This is a genomic window from Verrucomicrobiia bacterium, from assembly GCA_036405135.1.
Lineage (GTDB): Bacteria > Verrucomicrobiota > Verrucomicrobiia > Limisphaerales > JAEYXS01 > JAEYXS01.
Map to the genome: position 1 here is coordinate 122,357 of DASWYF010000037.1, position 19,513 is coordinate 141,869.

Below are 19,513 nucleotides of genomic sequence, written 5' to 3' on the forward strand. Positions count from 1 at the left end.
GGTACAATAGCTCCAAAGTATTTGGAGATTCAAACCGGCTAAGCGACCTCAGGCCTTGCGACTTTCTGACTGGGCGCAAATCTTTCCGATGAGTTCGGAGAGCGCTTTCAGTTTTACCGGTTTCGACAAGTAATCATCACAACCGGCACGCAAGCAGCGTTCTTTGTCGCCGGGCATGGCCAAGGCGGTAAGCGCTATGATATGGACATGATTTACCGCAGGATCCTGGTGTTGGCGGATGATCTCCGTTGCTTCCAGACCGTCCATCTTGGGCATCTGTATATCCATCAAGACGACATCAGGATAATATTTTTCCACGCTCGTCACCGCTTCCTCACCGTTGACGGCTACACGGATGTCATAGCCACGAGCTTCGAGGTAACATTTCACTGCTTCGACATTTACCGGGTTGTCGTCGGCAATAAGCACCAAAGGTTTCTTTGCTGAGGTGGCGGCTTTGCTGGCAAGCGCATGGGGAGTCGAAAGCGGAAGGGCTTTCGGTGATGCTTTCTTGGCGGCGTTGGGTTCCTTCCATGGTATTTCGACAAAGAACTTACTGCCGACACCAACCTCACTGGTGACTCCTACACATCCACCATGCAGCTCGGCGAGCTGTCTCACAAGGGCGAGACCAAGGCCTGTGCCGTTGTATTGACGTGAAAGCTTCGAGTCGAGCTGGACAAAGGGCTGGAAGAGTTTGCTGAGCTGCGAGGGACTGATGCCGATGCCTGAATCCTCCACTTCGATCCGTAGAATTTCATTTTCTGCATCGCCCTGGATACGCAGCCATACACGACCGTCGTTCGGCGTGAATTTGACCGCGTTGCTTAGCAAGTTCACCAGCATCTGTTTGATCCGGCGGGCATCCACGCGCACGATTATGTCTTGCGGGTCTTGTACGAAAGTGAGGGTCTGGTTTTTCTTGGCCATCATCTCTTTGACCAGCCGCGTGCTGGCCGAGCAAAGATCGGAGATGGGGTAGTTTGCCAGTTGCAGCGTCAATTGGCCGGATTCAATTTTGGCCAGATCAAGGATGTCATTGATGAGTTCCAGCAGATGGCGACCGCTTTCTTCGATTGATTTGAGATACTTGGACTGACGTTCCGAGAGTTGTCCGTAAACTCCTTCCAGCAAGACTTCTGACAGGCTGAGAATGCCGGTCAAGGGGGTGCGCAGTTCATGGCTCATGCTGGCGAGAAATTCATCCTTCATCCGGCCAGCTTTTTCGAGTTGGGCAATGGCCAGTGCGAGTTCTTCACTGCGCTCACGCAAATTGCGTTCATTCGTTTTGGTCAGTGTGATGTCCTGCGCTGTTCCAGCAACACGGATCACTTTGCCGCCATCCTCTTCCACACATTCCGCGCGCAGAATTACCCAGCAACTGCCGCCATCAGGGCGCAATATTTCCGCCTCGAAAGAGAACTGCTCGCCGATGCCGGGAAGATTGGTCATGGCCATCTGGAATCTCACCCAGCTCTGCGCAGTGAATAGCGGACGCTGTTTCGAGGGTGGAGGAACTGTCCACGAAAGTTCGCGCCCTGCCATCTCATACAGTTCGGGACTCCACGTGACGCAGTCCTCAATGATGTTCCATTCCCATGAAGCCAGCTTGGCTATCCGTTGAGCGGAGCGGAGGCGGCGTTCGTTTTCAGACAGAGCGGTAAGGATCTGGATCTGATGCGAAATGTCTGCCCGGGTGCCCACGATGCGCAGGGCATGGCCTTGCTCGTTTCGTTGCATGACCTTGCCTTTGTCTCGGATCCATAGATAGGTGCCATCTTTTCGCAAGACCCGATGCTCTGCTTCATATACGCACGTTTCCCCACGCAGATGCTTTTCCAATTTGAGTTTGGCTTCTTGCCGGTCATCAGGATGAATTGTGTCAATCAGCAAGTCAGGAGTCTTCGGGTGCTCTCCGTTTTCAAATCCGGTGATCTGCTCGAATCGAGGGCTTAAGTAGAACTGATTTGTCGGGAGATCCCAGTCCCACACGCCTTTATCGCTACCATCGAGAGCGAACTTCCAGCGCTGCTCGGCGGCTTGCAGCATTTGCTCGGTTTCTACCAACTGCGAGATGTCTCGTCCTTCAACAACCAGATACTGGATGCTTCCATTTACACCCTTCAGGGGTTTGGCGGAGAAATCGATATCCACCAAGATGCCTTCCAAGTTCTTGATGCGTAATTTTTCACGAACCATTTCTCCACCTGCTGCACGGGTTATGCCGGCTCTGACCTTGGCAGATTCCAAGGGGGCGTCAGCCAGCCAATCGGTTTCCCAAAACGGTTTACCAAGTTCATCCTCTGCTTTTCGCGCAATGAAATCGAGCGCTGGCTGATTGGCTTCAAGAACCAAACCGGAAGGATCCAGCAGGCTCATCAGCTGGAAGGTGCCATTGAAGACGGCCTGATAACGCTGCTCCCGTTCCTCTTTGGCCTTGCGCTCTGTCTGAACGAGCGAGAGCAGGTCCGTATGCGCTTCATGCGCGCAGATGTAATGCCCAAGCATTTCTGCCGCTAATTGCAGAAGCTCCAGATCAGCCGCCACCCATTCGCGGTGTTCTGATATCGAATCATAGCCGATAAATCCTTTGAGCCCGGCAGACGAACAGATCGGGACCACCGCCAGAGCCTTGATCTTTTGGGGTTCCAAGATGGCCCGCTCGGCATCAGCTTCTGGCGGCAGATCATCGAGTGTACGCAACAGGATATGGCGGCCTTGGTGCATTTGGGCCATCCACCAGGGAAATATATCGGTGGGTAGTTCTTGGAGATTTTTTATCTGCGGTTTGACCCCCGGCTGACACCACTCGGCGGTATTACTCATGTGGAAAGAGTCCTTGGTCAACTCGAACAGATAAACGCGGTCAGCATTGGTCGCTTCACCAAGCTGTGAAAGAAAGGGTTCTACCAGTTCCCGCGGTGATCGCTGATGCTCTCGCAAACATTGGCGCATCAGATTGGTTAGGATGTGCTCAAGCTGTATCCGGCGACGCAATTGTATGCTATCAACCGGTTCCACCCTTTGGGCGACATGATCGGGTGTGAGTTGTACGATGGCGTAGGCTCCGAACCGCAACGCGTCTTTGTCTGCTTCACTCCATGTCCTTGGCCGGGTCTGACCGGTCAGGATGGCGCCGACTGTTTCACCTGTTCCATTCACTACAGGTGAGGCCAGGTAAGAATTTCTGGTAGGCACCTCGATAGAGTTGTCTGCTTCGTTAACGTTCTGGCAGTTGACGTCGTGGTACTCGACGGGGCGACTTTCTAAGATGGAATCCCGAGCCATCGCAGCTTCAAAGCTCAACCGTTCGGCCAGTCTCCAGACGATCGTGCGCCCGGATGCCGTGATCTCGACCAGTCTGTCGATATCGGAGATGAAGTAAGACAAGTAGTCGGCATGCACCAACCTCCTCAATTGATCGCAGAGTCCGCCCAGATCATCACGGCCCATGGTTCGTGATGGAGTTTGATTGACGCCGTTTGTTGGCTGATCGAGCGTTTTCGCGGTCATAGGGCTACTGGTCAAGAATAGGTGCGCAGAGCTTTGATTTCGGCGGACTTGGTTCTCCCGTCCACCGTGTCCTTGGCCGGACGTTTTTGCAATGGAATGTAAACGGTGAATTTGCTGCCCTTGCCCGGCTCGCTATCCACCAGGATCCTTCCACCGTGCTGCTCAACCAGACCGCGCACCAAGGCAAGCCCCAGACCGGTGCCGTCGTATTGGCGTGAAAGTCCGCTATCAAGCTGGACGAACGGCTTGAAGAGTCGCGAACGTTTGCTGACATCAATTCCAATCCCGTTGTCACTGACTTCGAAGACCACCGAGTCATGGATGCGATGGCTGCTAAGCTGAACCTGTCCCTTTATATGGGTGAACTTGACGGCATTGCCCAGCAGATTTACCAACACCTGCTTGATGCGGCGAGGATCGGCCCAGATCTTCATTTCACCGATGTCTGAAACAAATTGCAGGTCCTGCTGTTTCTTGACGGCCGATGGGCGGATGAGACGCAGACTGGATTCGCAGAGCGATTCGACATCGCACCATTCGCAATCCAGTGCGTTTCCGCCGGATTCAATCTTGGCCAGATCAAGGATGTCATTGATCAATTCGAGCAAGTGATCGCCGCTCTCGAACACTTGGTTCATATATTTGAGCTGTTGTTCGTTGAGCGGACCGAAATCCTGTTCGGTCAGGATCTCGGTAAGCGTCAGCATGTTGTTGAGCGGTGTGCGCAGCTCATGACTCATTGCAGCGAGGAACTCGTCGCGCGATTGCAGTGCTTTTTGAAGATTGCTGTTCAACCCGGCCAGTTCTTCGCGCTGACGCACCAGCTCCATGCTGGCTTGCAGTCGTTCGGTTACATCCGTCTGAATTGAGACGAAATTGATGACTTTGCCATTAATGTCTTTCACCGGGGATATATCGACCTCCGCCCAATACTTCTCACCGAGTTTGGAGTAGTTGAGGATCTCGACGCGGATCTGTTCCTGGGCAGCGATGGCTTTTCGCATCTGCGCGACGGTTCCGAGATCTGTTTCCGGACCTTGTAGGAACTGCCCGGGCTTTTTGCCTTTCACTTCATCCAAGGTCCAACCGGTGCGGCGTTCGAATGCCTGGTTGACCCATTCGATTGCTCCCTCTGGGGAGCAGATGATGACAAAGTTGCTGGTTTGAGAAGCGACGTATGAAAGCCGTTGGAGTGCAAGGCCGGCAGCTTCGAGTTGAAGGGTGCGCTCGGTGACGCGTCGTTCCAGTTCTTGGTTGAACATGGCAGCTTGTTTGGCGGCTACTTCTCGGGCAGTGACATCCCGGAGGCAACAGACCCGGCCGTAACTACGGCCATCAACGTACTGCGGCTTGGAGTAACGCTCCAGGCATCTCCCATCCTTTAAATGAATCACTTCGAAGCGTTCGGTCTCCGGTTGCTCGTACAGGCAGTTGACGCTGCTTTTGAACGCATCGGGGTTCTCAGTCTGGCTGGCAATATGTGCGAAAATCTTTTCGCTATCCCCGCTGACCATCAAACCGTCACCCAGATTCCAGATGGTCAGGAAATTGCGGTTGTAGTTTAGGATTCCCCCTTTGGGATCGGTCACAAGAATGCCGTCAGCGGTGGATTCCAGCGTGGCATTCAGGGTGGATAGTGATTGCTTAAAGCGCAGACGCAGACGCCGTTCAAAGACATAAGCCATGGACAGCAGGGTGATCACCACGATGGCCGGGATGGCTACTTTCAGGATATGCATCAGACTGGGAGTTCGTGGCTCCAGAATTCCGAACCATTTTTCGTATAAGGAATCGTAAATGCCTTTGGCTTTCACCAAGGCGAGACCTTCATTGATCTTGGCGAGGAGCTCGGTATTTCCCGGGGTGTCCTTTTTTACTGCGAACGCGAATTTTTGGAAAAATTCAAGCTGTTGATCCAGCGCATGCACATTGGAGATTTTGTGTTCCCGAAGTTCATTGAGGCCCACCAGTTTTCCCACCAGCATCGCATCTCCGGTGTCCTTGGAGAGCAATTGCAGGCCGCTTTCCACGTCATCCACGGTGATGAGATTCGTCCAGCCGCGAGCCAAGGCGTAGTCATGAGCCAGATCACGGTTCAGGACGATGAGTTTTTTGCCAGGGAAATCGGCCTCGCTTTTGATCCGGCTGTCCTTGCGGACGAAGATGCCGCCATGCATCGTGACGTGTGGAACGGCAAAGCTGCTGAACTCTTTACGGGCATCAGATTCAGCCAGGTTGATCATCACATCGATGTTTCCCTCTTGGAAGCCAACCAACACCTCGTGGAAAGGAGCCACCTTGATCTCGTAAGGCAGCCCCGCTTCTTTGGCGACAGCTTTCCAAAGCTCAACCGTGAAGCCGTCCGCGGTATGATCCGATTTGGTGAGCGAGAAGGGCGGGTAGGAGAGCTCGCAGCCGACAACCAATTTACGCGGTGACAGGCTATTCGTGATTACAGCGGCTTGTACATGAGCCACGGCAAATAGGGTCAAAAGCAGACTGATAACGCTCAGCCAGCCTTGCTGACGAAGTGTTGGGCGCAGGGATATATTTCGCATAACGCTTAGTGTTTGCATCGGTCAAATGCCGAATATTCTTTAAAACAGAATACGGCCGTATCTTGACCGAGCGTAGCCCGGAAGTGTCATGAGAAGGTAAAAACTGGCAGGGAGAATTTGCGCCAGCAGGGTGAATCGGCAGGAGCTATATCTCAGGAGAAAGTTCGGCCACCGAGGGGACGCGTACGATGAGGTAGCCCAGGTTGCGTTTGGTTTCTATCGTAACCTCCTTTCCGGCAATGGATTCCAGCTTTTTCCTCAGAGAGACGACGTAATTGTCCACCGTGCGTGAATTGGGCAGGTTGTTGAAGCCCCAAACCGAGGCCAGCATGCGGTCACGGTTTACTGGCACCCCTTCGTTGAGGAGTAGTAACTTCAGAATTCCCGCTTCTTTGGGATTCAACTCGACCTCATGTCCTTCGCTGGACAAGCGAGCATTGGCGGGGTCAAAGGTAGCTTTGCCCAATTGATAGTTCGCGGTGCTTTGTTGCTCTTTTTGGCGCCTTCTAAGGAGGGCTTCCAGTTTGGCTTGCAGTAAACGTAGCGGAAGCGGCTTGGTCCAATAGTCATCTGCCCCGACCTGCAAGCCGCCTACTTGGCTGTCTAAATCATTTTTTGCTGTTAGCAGTACAATCGGCGTTTGGTTGCCCAGGTCGCGCAGTTGTTTGCAGATGTCAGCACCGCTGCGACGCGGCAATATCCAATCCACCAAGATCATGTCCGGCAAATTGTTCAACGCGCTCTGCAGGCCGGATTCGCCATCGGATGCTTCCAATACGAGGTAACCGAGATTGGTCAGATAATCCCGGACGGCCATCATCTGGACCGGGTCATCCTCAATCAGCAAGATGCGCTTCTTGGTTAAGGGCTGCATGTACGCCATAAATTTCTATTTCCTTATATCGGCAGCCGTAAAGGGAAACTTTTGACAAATCTGTGACCATTCTGAGGTTTCCTAATCGGCCTAATCATCCGTTAGTAGAGTTGAGGCGGGGAATCCGCCAAGATGACATGAATACTTACGCTGAAAGCCCGTTGACAGAGAGAACTGAAGGACGCTCGATTTGTGATGGAGCCAGTTTGTGCGATGGCGTCAACCAACATTCCGAGATCGGGAATGATACATCCATTCTGTTCATCCCGAAGATACTGTTGATCGACGATGAACCGGTGATACATGAGGTCATCGAATCAATCTTATACCGGGAGGGGTATGAATTGCATCTGGCCAGTGATGGCATCACCGGTGCGGAAAAAGCCAAGAGCCTTCAGCCCGATGTCATTTTGCTGGATGTGATGCTGCCCGGCATGGACGGGTATGAGGTGTGTCGAAACTTGCGACGCTCACCGGAACTGGCCGCCATCCCGGTGGTGATGATGAGCGCACTCTGTGACCGTAAATCCCGGTTGGCCGGGCTGGAGGCGGGAGCTGATGAATTCCTCGAAAAACCGATCGACAGTCTGGAATTGAAGATACGGCTGCGAACCTTGACGCGTCTAAACCGTTTCCGGGTGCTCAAAGATCAGCGTGAACTCATGAACTGGATGGTTGAGGGCATGGCTGATGGCGTGGTGATCCAGTTCGCTGATGGGCACCTGCACTATGCCAATGAAGCAGCCCGGCATTGGCTGTTTCTAGATGCAGAGGAAGAACTAGGGGAGGAGCGGTTGCCTGAATTGCGGGACCGTCACTACCGGTGCAAAGGCATGCTGGAAGAACAGCAAGCCAGTTATGAAGAGCAATGGGTGTGTCCGGAGTCACCTACGGCACCGGAGTATGTTCTCGAGGTGCGCTGGCGATACGCCGAGATGAATGGTCAGCGCATCAAAGTAGGGCTGATGCGTGATGTGACAGAAATGATTGCCTTTGGCCGGATGAGCATGGTTTTTCAAAACCTGGTCTCTCACAAATTGCGGACTCCGTTGAACATCCTTAATGGGGCCTTTCAAGTGATGCAGATGGAGATCCCCGAAGTCGCCCAATGTGAATGGGGACGCATGGCTGGGGGAGCCATCGAGAGTCTGATTGATTTGAACGACTCATTGCTGAGGTTCGTAGATCCCAACTTGCGGCAAAATTTCACCGGACTTTATGAGGTTTCCAAAATTGAAAGTTGTCTGCAGCGGATAACTACGCAACTACGTCTGCTCCAAACACCCGAACTTCGGGTGGATTCTACCGCTATGTCTCAGGCGCTGCCGCTTAATGAAACAGGAGTGGAATTGCTGCTCCTGATCCTTATTTCCAATGCGATGAAGTTTCATCCCAAAGGCGATCCCAGAATCACGCTGAGCATTAGCCAATCCGAAGCTTCAGATCTGATGATCAGAGTGTGTGATGACGGAATGCACCTGAGCGCAAAGCAGCTCAAATCGGTTGCCCGTCCATTCTTTCAGGCGGAGAAATATTTTACTGGAAACGTAAATGGCTGGGGGCTGGGTCTCTCTTTGGTGAAGGAGTTGATGGATGCTTTCTCCGGGTCGTTTACGCTCGCAAACCGTAAGGATCAGCATGGTATCGAAGCTACCATAACACTGCCCGGGAGTCCTCAGGTTCAAATTCCGTCGCGAAATTGTTCTTTGCCTGTTGCCAACTTGGTTCATGCCCAAGAGTTGTTGATCAAGTGGTAGTATGCTTCAAACAACCCACTATAAAAACGACTATGATTAAAACCAACGCTTTGGATTTAGCGAGTAAAGACCAGTAGCTCGAAGCAGTAACGGACCAATAAAATTGGTGTCCGTTTTGGTGTCTGTCGAGGCTCTTGGGGCAGCTAACCCTTGCTGCGCAAGCTATTGGATTTGGAGGCGAGGCCGGAATCGGCTGCCTTTAAGACAGATCAACGCGAATCCGGACGTATCTATCCGAATCCGATCGTAGATACTTGGTATGGGTGTTGGTATTCGTAAGATGCCTGCTGTCTATATTCTAATCCGATCAGACCTGTTTTGACATTTAATCAGGCAATCAGTTCTGGAATTGGCCGACCATGGTCCACGATCGGCGTTGGCCGCCCGTTGAAATCATTGATGGCGACTTTCGAGGAATCGATGCCGAGATGATGGTAGATGGTTGCGAGGAAGTCGCCGGGACCGCAAGGACGTTCAGTGACGTCTTCTGCGCGCTTATCGGTTGCTCCGATGACGCGCCCCGTCTTGATTCCGCCACCCGCCCAGATATTGGAGAATGCGCGCGGCCAGTGGTCGCGGCCAGGTTGCAGAATGCCAGCAGCGGCGCTGGCGTCTCCAGCACCGGTACTGCGATCGAAATTGATTTTTGGCGTGCGGCCAAACTCACCCGTGACGACCACCAATACACGTTTGTCCAACCCTCGAGCATAGATATCCTCAATGAGGGCTGAGACAGCTTGATCGTAGTTGCCCATGCGGAAACGCAAGGCTTCAAAGACGTGATGATTTACGGCGTGATCGTCCCAATTCTGCACCCGGCCGCAGAGAGGCCCGCTCAGGCTGCTGGTCACGATGTCCACACCGGCTTCCACCAAACGGCGGGCGAGCAGCAACTGCTGGCCCCAGCGATTCCGTCCGTAGCGATCACGGGTGCGGGTATCTTCCTTGCTGAGATCAAAAGCATCGCGGGCTTTTGGGTTGGTGAGCATCGTCGCAGCTTGGGCTTCAAATTCATCCAAGGCTCCCAATTCACCTTCACGGTCAAAGGCGCGTTCCATGCGGTCCAAACTCTTGCGCAAGGCCACGCGGTCACTAAGCCGTTTTGCTTCGGCGGTGTCTGATAGACCAATGTTCGGTACCTGGAAGTTGGGGCGACTCGGGTCATCTTGCACCGCGAACGGAGAGAAGGCATCGCCCAGATAGGCTGGACCATTGTATTCCAGTGGAGGATTTACGCCAACGTAGTTGGGTAGGGGATTGGTGCGTTTCGCGCCCTTGCTGCGGAGGTAATTGGCCACTGACATCCAATCAGGCAGCCGGGGCTTCGGTTTATCACGCTCATCCGAATCGCCGGAGAGCATCTGCATGGAGCCAGCCGGATGTCCGCCCGCCTTCTGATTCATCGAGCGCAAGACCGTGAACTTGTCCGCAATCTTTGCCTGCAAGGGCATCAGCTCAGTGAAGTGCGTTCCGGGAATTTTCGTCGGTATGGTCTTGAACGGCCCCCGATACTCGCTGCCGATATCCGGCTTCGGATCATATGAGTCGATATGCGACAGACCACCTGGTAACCAAACCATGATCACGGCCGTTTTCTTGTGGTCGGCCAGCTTGGCGCTCTCTGCCTGAAGACGCAGCACGGCGGGCAAACTCAACGTCGCGAAACCGGCCAAGCCGACGCGCATGAAGCTGCGGCGGCTCAGTGGGCCCGGGCAAGGTATGATCGATGATGGCATAAGCTGTAAGTTTTTAGATGGCGGCGATCAATTCGATAGTCGGTGATAAACAGTTTTCATTTTTGTTGGGCGCCGAACACGGCGAGTTCTTTGCCGTTTGTCCCATCCCAGACGCGTAACACACTGTCTTCGCCGCCCCCGATGATGACACTGGCATCGGCGGTGCTGGCGGCGGCTTGCATGAAATCAGGCAGTTTCGTGATGGCGTGAATTTCGCGGCCATCATCATTGATGATGCGGACTCGGTTATCACCCGCAGAAGTGATCAATTGGTTGGACGCACCGATGAACTGGAGCGAGGTCACTTCCTTGCTCCAGCCTTCGATCTTCTTCTTCCGCTCGCCGGTGGTCATATCCCAAGCGATCACCACGCCATCAGCCCCGGCGCTGGCTAGTACCCGGCCATCTGCCCGGAAGGTGACACCCATGACATGGTGGGTGTGACCCTCGAAAAGGTTCACTTGCTCGCCAGTAGTGATATCGGTGACTCGAGCGATCTTATCTGCCCCGCCTGAGGCCAGCAGGGTGCCGTCCGGGGAGAAGTCCAAGCTTAACACGCTATCTGCGTGGCGTTCTTTCCAAGTCTTGATGACTTTGCCCTTGGCGACATCGAATAGAATAACATCCCCGGCGCGAGAAGGGTCGCCACCACCAGTAGCCAAGGTTTTACCATCCGGACTGAACCTCACTGCATTCACGCGATCGGCGAATAACGCGTGGTCCCTGCCTTGGCCGAGAACACGCTCGAGTGACCAGTGTGGCTTGGTGCCAGTCGTCAGAATGGCGCCATCAGCCAGAGTGGCGATGAATGATCCGTTGCTGCCTCTAGCCAATGAGGCAGCGCTGCTGATAGGACCGGTAATTTCTTCGATTGGGATTCCGGAAGCTACCGCCCAGACTTCCACTTTACCATCGTCGAAAGCCACTGCGACTCGTTGATTATCCTCAGAAAATGCCAGGGAAAGCGGTTTTGCAGTTGGTTTGCTCAAGGACTGCTTGGCGGCAGCAAGGTCAGCGGTTGCTTTGTCCAATACTTGCTTGGAGGCTTCGACTGCCGCTTTGGCGGTTTCTAAAACTATCTGGTTTTTGGCTTTGGTATCTGTGATGCGAGCGACATCGTTCTCAGCGTCTTTCAAGTTGCTCTCGGCGGCTGAGACGCCCGCGATAGCAGAGTTCTCCGCCATGATCACCGGTGCGAGTTTTTCCTGGGCGTCTTTAAGCTGTTTTTCCAAGGCGGCATCGGCTTTACCTTCAGGAGCTTTGGCGATGAGGGCCAAGACTTCATCCACTACTTTTTGCGCGGCGGCTTTTGCTTCTTCAGCAGGCTTAACAGCCTTGGCTTTTTCAGGCACCACTTTCTTCATCGTTTCGATGGTCGCATTGGCTTTCTTGAGAAGTTCATCCAGTGCTTTATTCTGCGCCTCGATGCGGGCGATTTCTCCCTTATGGAAAGTTTGCTCCAGAGTTTGCGCGGCAACTGTCCAATCTAGTGACGAAATCTGCTGTTCAGCGCTTAGACGCTCTTTTAATTCGATCAGTTGTTTGCCCGTCTCGATATCCCAGATGCGTATTAACCCGTCAGCACTACTGGTGGCCAGCTGTTTGCCATCGTAAGACAGGGCGATATTCAATACCCCCGGTGCGGAAAGCTCTTTCCCCACCGCGCCTTTGCTGATGCTCCAGAATCGCACTTTGCCATCCTCGCTGGCAGTGGCGAATTGGTCGGAAGTCGGTCCACTGATCACGGTAGTAACTTTGCTGACGGCATCTTTAAATTCTTTGTCCAACACGAGCTCTGCATCACGTGATGTGGGGACGGACCATAGCCGAATGGTTTTATCATCGCCGCCGGTTATCAATGACAGGCTGTCGGTAGACCATTCCAAGACTTTAAGACCAGCTACGTCGGTCTTGGAGGTGAGCATTTTGCCGGACTTCAAAGTCCAGACACTTAGCACGGCGTCGTTGCCCCAGACTGCGGCCTTGGTGCCATCCGGGGAGATGCTCAACAGCTTGATGCCGGATTTGTTGACGTTGCTGATGCGCTTGATGGACTTGCCTTTGATGGCATCCAAAACAACAAGGCCACCTTTTTCATTGGCCCCGATAATTTTTGTGCCGTCGCGGCTGATGATGGTTGATTGCAGGCCGAGCTTGGCATTCGCCGGTCTTAGAGACCCAACCACCTTTTCTTCCCGCCAGATTTTCACTTCGCGGAAACTTCCAGAGGCGAGTCGCGTGCCATCGGGGCTGAAGGCAAGCGACTGCACTTGGGCTTGATGCGCGGTGCCGGATTTCAGCGACTCGTCCAGTATCTGTGATACGAATTGCCGCGTAGCCAGATCGTATAGGAAAAGATTGTTGGAGCGGCCACAGACAGCGTAGCGACCGTCTTTCGTCATCGCAGCGCTGTAAATGGGATAGTTGCCACCCGTCAGTGCCTGAAAGACGACCTGTCGCTCTTGCTGGACAGAACTTTTCGCTCCCTGATCGATCCATGACTTCAGCAAGGAAATCTCGGCAGAAGTCAGTTTTACTGCACCTGACTTGTTGTTTGCCGGGGGCATCTCCATGTCTTTCTGATGGAGAGAGGCTTGAACGATGAGGCTTTCCCGACTTTTGCCTGGAACGATGGCGGGGCCGGAATCGCCGCCTTTGCGCATGGATTCCGGTGACTCCATATCCAAACCTGCTTTGGTCGTCGTCTTGTTATGGCAGGCCAGACAGTTGGCTTTCAGGAAGGGAAAAACGTCCCGGTAATAATCGACATTTGCAGCGGAGACCGAAAGAGCAGGCAGCAGACAAAGACCGACAGTAAGCACGGAATGCTTCAGCCAGCGGAGTCCTTTGCTATGTTCGGCTTTGGTCGTCATTTTTTCGGAGTCACGGCTGCCGTCGTAGTGGGAGTGCCTTTGATAGAAATACGGATCGGCTCGGAGACGATGATATCCACAGTGTCCTGAGGTGTCGCCGCATTGGTGACGGTCTTCATCCGTTTGGCAGCCTCAGCCTTGGCGGCCTCAGCTTGCTTTTGCTTTTCTGCGGCGATCTTTGCTGCATTGGCAGCTTCCGATTTCTTGTCGGTCGGTGCATTGGCGGCTTCTTCGGCCAGTTTCTTGGCCATCTCAGCCAAGGTTGTGGCCTCTTGTGCTGTTTTCTTCTGGGCGAGTTCAGCTTCTGCCACTGCGCCAGGATTATAGCGATAGCGACTCACCGCACTGCCATAGAAGGCGATGGTATATTCGCCAGCTGGGATTTTTAGCGCGCCCAAATCGAGTGATGCCTCGTGAGTGCCGGCTTTGAGAGGGATATCGAACTCCTTCACCTTTTCAAAACCTGAGCCATAGGCGCGCAGCCCAATGCCAGTCCCGGTGAACTCATCGCGCCATGTCAGCTTCAAGGGGATCTTCAGCACATCATTCGGGTTGGCTTCATAGACTTTGTTCGCACTGGCAGTGATGGTCACGGGCGCACCCTCAGAATCGCTGACGGAGACGGGCAGATCTGCCATAAGCCGGGGGCTGGGTATCTCCTGCTTCGCATCACGGACCGGCCATTCCATCGAGGCGACCCGGCAAGGGTGAGTGACTGTGTTGCCATTGATGATGGCACGACCAAATATCTTAGCCACGGAGTGAGCTGCCTTGGCATCGCTGGCAGCACTGATGATCATGTGGCCATAGGATTTGCCTTTCGCGATCTTAAGACCACTGGCACTGACGCCGGAGGGAAGACCTTCCATCGACAGTTCGATTTCGCCATCGAAACCATCTCGGCGGATCACCACAACTTCCATGGCCATGCTAGCCCCCGCCCGCAGAGCGACCGGCTTGGAGAGCGCGGCGCGATCACCATTACGCAAAGTCATATGCACAGCCCAAGCTGCCAGCGTGAAATCTGGCGCAGCCTGCCGGACGATCAAACGGTAAACATTGTCAGGCTCATTACGGGTGCCACCAAACAAGTCGCGAACTTGCAGACGGTAGGTGCCGTCTTCCTTGATTTCGAATTTACCGAGTACATCGGGCGATCCTGCATCGTAAGGCGGACCATCATAGGAATAGCCGTTGCTGGAAACCTTCATCGGGCTGGCGATGTCATTCAGTTCGGCGATGTCTGTAAGCGTTTCTTTTTCACCTTCCTTAGTGACCCGCTGGACCAGCACAAACGCATCTGTGTTCAACCCCAGTCGTTCAGAGGCCACTTCCACCCACCAAGTCTCGCCTTTTTTGGCGGTGAACTCATAGGTGTCCACATCGGCAGCAGGGTAAAAACTGCCCGCGATATCGCAGGGGAGGGTGATCCTCTGCGCTTGGATTTGTTGGTTGTTAGGTTCTGTTTCTTTCGTTTGCGCAGAGGCTGCCAGATTTGTCGGAGGCCATGACATGGAACTCACCATGGGGGTGGTCGGTTGACGCGCAATCGGTTCATCCCCGGGGGCCGTCACCAAGGCGAGCCGATAGAAATGCTCTGGTCCGCCAGAAAAAGTGAGTCCGTGGACTTTTACCAAGTAAGTGCCATCGGCGGTGGGGGTGAAATACAGCACTCCGCCTGTGCGGTTCAGCACGATGTCGCGGCCTTGCGCGTCAGCGATGATGACTACCGGCGTGAGCTTGGAGTCGATCCCCACAGCGGCACAATCCACTGCGATGCGCTGGCCCTTCACGCCTGAGAAAGAATAATAATCCACCGCGCGCTTGGTCATGGTGGCGTTGCAAATTGAGTTAACCGGCAACTTCATGGCGGTCTCTACCGAAGTGTTCGCTTTCTCGCGGGTCTGTTCTGGGAGATGGCTCGTCGAGAAGGCTCGGGCTGATGAGATGCCGAGCCGGGAAATCACGCGCGCATCGTAGACCCCGACGGGCGCATCGGGTGCGATGGTCACCAGAAACTTGTTCTCCACCGGCTTGCCATCGGGGCCGATCACCGGCTTGGCCATTATCTTGGGAGTGGAGAATTGCAACTCGCTGATATTCTCGATGCTTTCGCCCGTGATCTGGACTTCCACGCTTGAACCGATCTGGCCGCCCATGGGCATCACCGTCAGCAGTCGTGGAGCAGGCAGGCAAACTTGTTGGGCGACCACGGCAGTAGACGGCATTAGGGCTAGCAACCCTAGCGCAAGCTTTATGGCGGATTTAGCGGTCATGGTCAGTGGTTGTAGAGGAATTCCTTTGTATTGATGATCGCCCAGAGCAAGTCTTCGTAGCCTTGACGTATGGCCCGCTGTGAGTCTAGAGGTTTGCCTTGGGCATCGGTGCGAGGTTGGTTTAGATAGTTTTCTGCGATGTGGACTTCTTCGGGGGCAGGCTCGCGTGAGAAAGCGGCCAGATAGATTTCCCGGATGCGTTGCGATTCTGGTTTATCTTCCTTCACCAATCGCTCGGCGCGGCCATTGCTGGCGGTAAGCTTGGCTTTCACATCGGACGCATTCATGAGATGCAGACTTTGGGCAAGGCTGGAGGTCTGAACGCGTTCACACTCACAAACACTCTCACCCTCGGGACGCCCAAAGACTTTCAGGAAGGGGGATGCGCGGTTGTAGCTATTGTCCGGTAAGGAGATGGCGCGTGTGCCGGGGGGCAGGTCGGCAAAGTCGGACTTTGCTCCGGTAAGCTGATCGATGGCATCCAGCAAAACTTCCGCCTGCATCCGCTTCGGATAGTAGTGGGAAAAATTTTGGTTATCGATGGCGTTGTGCTCGTTAGGGAAGGCGCTGAGTTGGTAAGTCTGGCTTTGCGTGATGGCTCGAATGACGGCTTTTAGGTCAAAACCACTCTCTATGAAATGCTGAGCCAAAGCGTCGAGCAATTCGGGATTGGTCGGGGGATTGGTGTCGCGGATATCATCCTCCGGTTCGATAAGCCCGCGTTTGAAGAAATGTTTCCAGTAACGGTTCACCAAGGATTTGGCGAAGAAAGGGTTGGATTTTTCGCTCATCCAATCCGCCAGTTTCAGGCGCGGATCTTCGTCGGGTGGTATATCAAGTGTGGGTTGACCCAAACCAGCAGGCTTAACGGGCAGATGGGTTTTCTTGTTCTCAGTTTGGGCGATGCCGCGCTTGTGATAGATGAGATCTTCGTCGGCAATGGCTGTCGGTTTGCGACCCACCTGACTGAAGAAAGCTGAAAGACTGTAGTAGTCCTGCTGGCTCCATCGCTCGAAGGGGTGATGGTGGCATTGGGCGCATTGCATGCGAACACCCAAGAAAAGTTGAGCGACATCCTCCAGCTGCTGGGTGGGTTCTTTCACGCGCTTATACCAGGCCACCGCCGGATTCGCGACGATGGTGCCAGTGGCCCCGAGAATCTGGCGCACAATCTCATCGTAGCGTTTGTTCGCCAGCAGGCTGTCGCGCATCCAGGCATGGAAGGCAAAGTTTGCCGTGATGTCCGCTTTGTCATCCCGCTTGTTCTTAAGCAGCGCGGTCCATTTGTTGGCGAAGTAATCGGCGTAATCAGGACTGTTGAGCAATGCCTCGATGGCGAGATCGCGCTTATTCGATTCCTTGCTGGCCAGGAAGGATTGGGTTTCCTCAGTGGTAGGCAGTCGCCCGGCGATGTCCAAAGAGACACGACGTAGAAAGGTGGCATCATCGCAAACCGGGGAAGGGGGGATGCCGATTTGCTTCAGGTTGGCGAAGACATATTGATCAATAAAGTTCTTGGCTGTCGGTAAGCGGTCTACCGGTGCGCCGAGCGGGATGGAAACGCTGGCCACTGACACTTTACCCGCATAACGCACCATCACGGCGACATAGCCTGGAATATCGGATGTCTTGATCAAGCCCTCCTCACTGGTCTCTGCCATGCTCTTGTCGTTTGGCTCATAAAGTGCCAAGTGGGTGACATTGCGATCACTGCCATCTGAGTAACGAGCAATTACCTTGAGCTGCTGCTCAGTCTTCGCCTTCATCGAGAGCCGGTTGGGGGAGACTTCTATGCTGACTAACTGAGGATCATTGGTGGAGCCGTAGGGCAGGCCCTGAGCGATCCAGTTGACGATAGTGCGGTAGCCTTCGGAATCCGGATCGAGCTTCTTGCCGCCACCGTGGGGGACGATATTTGCCGCCTTCAGCAGAAAAAGGCTTTGCTCCGGAGCTGGCCGAAATATGCGCCTGCCTTTGCCTTCCTTGACGATGTGCTCGTAATCCTCCTCAGGTTCGAACCCCAACAATGAAAGCCTGAAACCGCGCTGGCCGGTCACAGCCTTGGCGTGACACCCACCGGAATTACAGCTGGATTTGGTCAGGATCGGAACGACATCGTTCACGAAATTTAGCGGACGAGAGGCTTCGGAGGCGAATCCGACCACTGCAGAGCCGAACATTGCCATCAAGGCAATACAGGCCGTTCGCAATAGTGGCGGCTTGGGGTCCATGCTTTGATGCATTGACGCTGAAAACGGCGTTTTCCTCAAATTATTTTTCGGATGCCCACGAACGGTTTTAAGGGGATAATTGGTTCTTATATACTGCAACGATACGACAGAGAAATTGAGGCTAGGAACAGTCTGCCTGAATCAATTTACCAAAAAGCACAGACTGCTTCCGGGGATAAGAAAATTACAAAGAAGAGGGGGATTGGCTGAGCGCGAAGCAAGGTTAAAGCTTAGTCTGACGTCGTGTTGGGGCATAAAGACGGATGTCCATCTTGGTGTCCTTTGGAAGGCTCTTGCCTCCTAAACCGTTGCTGCACACGCAGTTGGAATTGGGGGCGAGGGTCGGAATCGCTCGAAAACCCAAGTTTTCAAACGAAAAGTCGCACTTTTCTCCAAGGAATCAAGCTGCATCTGATCTAATCCGACTTAATCCGGCTTAAGCATTTTGGTGCACGTTTTGGTGCACATACAAAGTTTGCGTGCTTTATACCAATTCTAGTTTGGAATTGCACTATTTGGCAGCTTGGTAAAGTTAGGGTTCATGCCGAAAAGATATCGTCTGAACCGGCCGGATTTGGCGGCGGCGGTGAAGACGGCCTTGGTTGGGTGCCCGGACGCGGTCGCGCAGCGGCGCTTGTTGACGATGCGTTTAGCCGCCAGCGGCCAGTTCAGCGCGGCGGAGCTCGCGGAGCAGGTGGGCATCAGCCGCCGTCAGTTTTTCCACTGGGTCAAAGCGTTCAAGGCCGGTGGTGTGGCCGGTTTGCTCGCGCGCAGACATAGCGGTGGGGCTCCGCCGCAGATCACGGGCAAAGCCCTGGCCGAACTTAAGGAAGGCTTGCAGACGGGTGGCTGGAAGCGGGCCAAGGAGATCCAACACTGGCTCCAAAAGCAGCACCGCAAGAAGCTCACGCTCAAAGGGGTATACTACTGGCTGGGAAAATTGGGCGGAGTCTTGAAGGTGCCGCGCAAGACTCACGCGCTCAAAGACGCGGCCGTCAGCGTACACTTCCAGCAGACGCTGTGCGACAGGCTCAGGAACCTGAACGTGGCTGGTGGCAGGCCGGTCCGCCTGTGGGTGGCCGATGAACACCGCTATGGCCTGATCCCCGTGGTGCGCAAATGCTGGACTTTGCGCGGCCCACGGCTCCGTATCAGACCAAATACGAGTGGGGCTATCTTTACAGTGCGCTGGAGGTTGACGGCGAGAACGCCGCCGAGTTTGCCTGCCTGCCCGGAGTAAGCCTGACATTGAGCCATTTGTTTCTGGAACGCGTGGCTGCCCGCGACCCCCAAGCCGAGCACGTGGTGATCTGGGATCAGGCGGGCTTTCACCCGCAGCCACACCTCCATAGCCTGCCGGGGCGGGTCCACCTGCTGCCCCTGCCACCCTACAGTCCGGAGTTGAACCCGGTGGAAATCATCGGCGATGTGATCAAGGACCGGATCGCCAACACCTTATGGCCCACCCTGGAAACCCTGGAAGCCGCCTTGGGCGAAGAACTCCTGCCCATCTATCAAAACCCCGAACGCGTCCGGAGCCTCGTTTCACACCCTTGGCTCATCGATCAGGTAAACGCTTCCGAACGGTGAATAGTGCAGTTTCATGCTAGAACTGGTATAACTCTTCCTCTGGCCCGAAAAAGCGAAGTCACGTCACATACAAACAGCCATTATGATTAAGCACGCATTAGGAAC

General features: G+C 54.1%; 10 protein-coding genes. 3 read left to right on the forward strand and 7 right to left on the reverse strand.

Annotated features, from left to right (window positions below; translation table 11 throughout):
* Window positions 1-48 precede the first annotated feature (48 nt).
* The 3 genes from VGH19_18400 to VGH19_18410 form a co-directional block, all read right to left on the reverse strand.
* Entirely contained in the window at window positions 49-3,513 is a 3,465-nt protein-coding gene (locus VGH19_18400; protein ID HEY1173346.1) for a PAS domain-containing protein, read from the reverse strand.
* An 11-nt stretch (window positions 3,514-3,524) separates the two neighbouring features.
* The gene (locus VGH19_18405) at window positions 3,525-6,089 is read right to left on the reverse strand and encodes a transporter substrate-binding domain-containing protein (protein HEY1173347.1); all 2,565 of its coding nucleotides are present in this window, start codon (window positions 6,087-6,089) and stop codon (window positions 3,525-3,527) included.
* A gap of 127 nt (window positions 6,090-6,216) precedes the next feature.
* The gene (locus VGH19_18410) at window positions 6,217-6,954 is read right to left on the reverse strand and encodes a response regulator transcription factor (GenBank protein ID HEY1173348.1); all 738 of its coding nucleotides are present in this window, start codon (window positions 6,952-6,954) and stop codon (window positions 6,217-6,219) included.
* 128 nt (window positions 6,955-7,082) lie between these two features.
* Between VGH19_18410 and VGH19_18415 the strand changes: the two genes are divergently transcribed.
* Window positions 7,083-8,702: a response regulator gene (locus tag VGH19_18415; protein HEY1173349.1), complete on the forward strand. Its 1,620-nt coding sequence runs from the start codon at window positions 7,083-7,085 to the stop codon at window positions 8,700-8,702.
* A 329-nt stretch (window positions 8,703-9,031) separates the two neighbouring features.
* On the opposite strand, the gene VGH19_18420 is transcribed toward VGH19_18415, so the two are convergent.
* From VGH19_18420 to VGH19_18435, 4 genes are read right to left on the reverse strand one after another with little or no spacing between them, the layout of a single operon-like run.
* Entirely contained in the window at window positions 9,032-10,438 is a 1,407-nt protein-coding gene (locus tag VGH19_18420; protein ID HEY1173350.1) for a DUF1501 domain-containing protein, read from the reverse strand.
* A gap of 56 nt (window positions 10,439-10,494) precedes the next feature.
* Window positions 10,495-13,311, reverse strand: a complete 2,817-nt coding sequence (locus VGH19_18425; GenBank protein HEY1173351.1) for a c-type cytochrome domain-containing protein — start codon at window positions 13,309-13,311, stop codon at window positions 10,495-10,497.
* A complete protein-coding gene (locus VGH19_18430) occupies window positions 13,308-15,539 on the reverse strand; it encodes a PPC domain-containing protein (protein ID HEY1173352.1) in 2,232 nt (743 codons plus the stop codon). The genes VGH19_18425 and VGH19_18430 overlap by 4 nt, the downstream gene beginning before the upstream one ends.
* 50 nt (window positions 15,540-15,589) lie before the next feature.
* Complete coding sequence (locus VGH19_18435) at window positions 15,590-17,818, reverse strand: DUF1553 domain-containing protein (protein HEY1173353.1); 2,229 nt, start codon at window positions 17,816-17,818, stop codon at window positions 15,590-15,592.
* Between the two features lie 541 nt (window positions 17,819-18,359).
* On the opposite strand from VGH19_18435, the gene VGH19_18440 reads away from it, so the two are divergent.
* Together VGH19_18440 and VGH19_18445 are read left to right on the forward strand one after the other, a co-directional pair.
* On the forward strand, window positions 18,360-19,058 hold the full coding sequence (locus VGH19_18440) for a helix-turn-helix domain-containing protein (GenBank protein HEY1173354.1): 699 nt from the start codon (window positions 18,360-18,362) through the stop codon (window positions 19,056-19,058).
* Window positions 19,046-19,408, forward strand: coding sequence for a transposase (locus VGH19_18445; GenBank protein ID HEY1173355.1), 363 nt, complete (start codon window positions 19,046-19,048; stop codon window positions 19,406-19,408). The genes VGH19_18440 and VGH19_18445 overlap by 13 nt, the downstream gene beginning before the upstream one ends.
* Window positions 19,409-19,513 lie beyond the last annotated feature (105 nt).

Bases quoted from the DNA above. Each gene is read 5' to 3' on its own strand.
- VGH19_18400 (HEY1173346.1), bottom strand. From the start codon at position 3,513: ATGACCGCGAAAACGCTCGATCAGCCAACAAACGGCGTCAATCAAACT.
- VGH19_18405 (HEY1173347.1), bottom strand. From the start codon at position 6,089: ATGCAAACACTAAGCGTTATGCGAAATATATCCCTGCGCCCAACACTT.
- VGH19_18410 (HEY1173348.1), bottom strand. From the start codon at position 6,954: ATGGCGTACATGCAGCCCTTAACCAAGAAGCGCATCTTGCTGATTGAG.
- VGH19_18415 (HEY1173349.1), top strand. From the start codon at position 7,083: ATGAATACTTACGCTGAAAGCCCGTTGACAGAGAGAACTGAAGGACGC.
- VGH19_18420 (HEY1173350.1), bottom strand. From the start codon at position 10,438: ATGCCATCATCGATCATACCTTGCCCGGGCCCACTGAGCCGCCGCAGC.
- VGH19_18425 (HEY1173351.1), bottom strand. From the start codon at position 13,311: ATGACGACCAAAGCCGAACATAGCAAAGGACTCCGCTGGCTGAAGCAT.
- VGH19_18430 (HEY1173352.1), bottom strand. From the start codon at position 15,539: ATGCCGTCTACTGCCGTGGTCGCCCAACAAGTTTGCCTGCCTGCTCCA.
- VGH19_18435 (HEY1173353.1), bottom strand. From the start codon at position 17,818: ATGGACCCCAAGCCGCCACTATTGCGAACGGCCTGTATTGCCTTGATG.
- VGH19_18440 (HEY1173354.1), top strand. From the start codon at position 18,360: ATGCCGAAAAGATATCGTCTGAACCGGCCGGATTTGGCGGCGGCGGTG.